The 2,398-nt window shown below is 55.3% G+C and carries 3 protein-coding genes and 1 pseudogene; 1 reads left to right on the top strand and 3 read right to left on the bottom strand.

Annotated elements, in window-relative coordinates; translation table 11 throughout:
* Nucleotides 1-78 precede the first annotated feature (78 nt).
* On the top strand, nucleotides 79-666 hold the full coding sequence (locus tag FNU79_RS18810; RefSeq protein WP_225430215.1) for an integrase core domain-containing protein: 588 nt from the start codon (nucleotides 79-81) through the stop codon (nucleotides 664-666).
* A gap of 273 nt (nucleotides 667-939) precedes the next feature.
* Here FNU79_RS18810 and FNU79_RS18815 read toward each other — a convergent pair whose 3' ends face one another.
* The 3 genes and pseudogenes from FNU79_RS18815 to FNU79_RS18825 all read right to left on the bottom strand — a co-directional run.
* Nucleotides 940-1,269: a helix-turn-helix domain-containing protein gene (locus FNU79_RS18815; protein ID WP_143722320.1), complete on the bottom strand. Its 330-nt coding sequence runs from the start codon at nucleotides 1,267-1,269 to the stop codon at nucleotides 940-942.
* 63 nt (nucleotides 1,270-1,332) lie between these two features.
* On the bottom strand, nucleotides 1,333-1,956 hold the full coding sequence (locus FNU79_RS18820) for an IS982 family transposase (protein ID WP_185974830.1): 624 nt from the start codon (nucleotides 1,954-1,956) through the stop codon (nucleotides 1,333-1,335).
* Between the two features lie 137 nt (nucleotides 1,957-2,093).
* Nucleotides 2,094-2,213: pseudogene (locus tag FNU79_RS18825) on the bottom strand (IS701 family transposase); the annotation flags it as partial.
* Nucleotides 2,214-2,398 lie beyond the last annotated feature (185 nt).

The raw sequence follows: 2,398 nt of genomic DNA on the forward strand, positions 1-2,398 counted from the left end.
CGTGAAATGATTCAAGTCCCACTGGACTTTATTGAGCGCCTCGCAGACGCACTTTGCTACGCCGCCTGACAGTATCCAATGGCCAAAGTCGAGCTTAATCCACCACTGCCCCGAAAAAGTCGAAAGAAAGCCGTTCCAGCCGCACACGAGACGCTGTGGCCAGCGGGCCGCCGGATCCAGATGGACGCCACACGTTTTACCCTCGCTGATGGTGTGTGTTGGGCGTATCTGGTGCAGGGCGTCAACACCCGCGCCGTCCTGCACATTCACGTGATTCGGAGTCTCTCCGCCCTGAGCGCGGTCACCGCGCTCAGGGCGGGTATCGCAATGCTCCGTGCTCAAGGGATCCATGACGAGATCCTGATCATGACCGATGGCGGCTCGGACTTCACGTCCGGCGTTTTTCAAGACGCTTGTCAAGCCCTCGGTGGCTGGGTACGGGCCAAGGTCTCTCAGCGGGGCGGGATGGGCATCCTGGAGCGCACCAACCGCACGCTGAAATATGAATTTGTCTTCCGAGAGGAGTTCCGCAAGATTCAGGAATTACGGGATGGAACCGACAGATTTTTGGGCTGGTACAACCGTATTCGGCTGCACTCCGCCTTAGGTTATGTCTGTCCCTGGGCTAAGCTGGTTGAGACGGCGAAGGCTCGCAACGCCGCTTGAAGGATTTCCTGGAGCATTACCGACGGCCTTGTGATCCCCATCGGGTCGGAATTCGAAACTGCTGACCGGAACCCCGTTTAAACCACGTCGAGGCAACCGACAACATCAGTGAGAACCCTGACTGATCCAGATATTTCAAGCTTAATTTGCCGTCCAGTACCCCCTTTTCAAGATGTCCAGAGACGCCCGATGCTGTTGTTCCACTTGAGGGTCAAGCGGCTTACCCGGCGCATACCGTGCCCGTTTCCAGCTGTAACCCAGTGCGGACAGGTGCTAACGAACCGTCTGCGGGGTGATCTGGAGCTTGAACGCCTCCCCCAGCACCTCAATCCATTGAGCAGCAGTCCAGAGACGGTCTTCATCGAGTTTGCCCATCAACACCGCTTCGTGGACAGGAAGGACCTTGACTGGCCGACCTGACCGCAGGGCATCGGCGATGCCCTGCACACCGTGCTGTTCAAAGCGAGTCAGGGCGTTGTGGATGCTCTGCTCAGTCCGGGCGAAATGGATGGCGAGCCGAGAGGCAGTCCAACCCTCTCGGTGGAGGCGCAGCAGACTCGCCCGCAGGCGTACTTTTGGATGAACCCCGGCTCCAAGTTCCAGCGCTTGGAGTTAGGCTGCGTCTTCGGCACTGATCATAATCTGGCGGCTTGGTCTTCCCATTTCTCAAAAGTATAATCTTGTTGTACTTAAGACGGAAAAAACAGTCTCAATGCGCTTGCGTGCGTCTGCGTATTCTTCCTTCCAGCGAGGATCACGGGTTTTGGCGTTCTCTTTGGGTGGCGTAAGATTGGCCCCATCCAGATAAGCTTTATCCCCAATGATTTTGGGTGCGCCGTAGGCCACCCAATTCCCACTCAGGTCATAACCAGCGATCAAGTCATGCTGATGAGCTGGGCGAATCACGTACTGCGCCAATTTGCCGTCGAGCGTACTCCACGCATGGCATTTGAAGCCGTAGACACTGCCTTGCGTTCCGTACCCCTTGGTTGCAGCCCGAACTTTGCAGCGAGCGGCTCGTTTTGAACGACAGACCGGGAATGGAAATGAATCAATCAGGCAAAAGTCAAGGTCTTCGACCTCGACACAGAGGCTTTCAATGGTGGGCAACAGCCGCTTAAGACGTACATTTGCCTGCGTCAAACTGGGAAGGTGTGGACAGAAGTTGAGTTTGATGAATGACCACCAGCACGAGAAATAAGGTTGCTTATGAGATTTTTGAAGTATGGCGATGGCGACCAACTCGGCGTCGTTGGCTTTTTCGTTGGATTGCCGGACTTTGGGCGGCATCTTCGGAGCGAGCCAAGTCTGGAGAACTTGTAGCGACGCTGAGATGGACAGTAAGCTGAGATCGGGATGGCACATTGCACCGTCCCTTTAGCATCTTCTATCTGTCGCTGCAACCCCTATACCTGGTATGATAAATGCTCTAAAGACATGAACAGCGCTGCTTGGAGACTGCGCTGTTGGTAGGGTGAGGTGGGAACAGCCAAGAGCTGATCTGTCAAACTGCGAACGCGCTCCCCCGGAATCTGTGATATTGACATTTCCAGATTCTCCCGGCTGAGAGCGCTTCTACACCGTTATACAAGGTGCAACTTTTGGGGAATGGCATCCTACACGTAAAAGGCAGTGATTGGAATGAACCCCCTAGAGAGGACCAACGGCCAAGCCACTTCGCCCCGACCAGCCGTTAGGCTGATCACAGCGCGAAGGAGCATTCATGCCAGGA

The sequence above is a fragment of the Deinococcus detaillensis genome (genome assembly GCF_007280555.1).
Lineage (GTDB): Bacteria > Deinococcota > Deinococci > Deinococcales > Deinococcaceae > Deinococcus > Deinococcus detaillensis.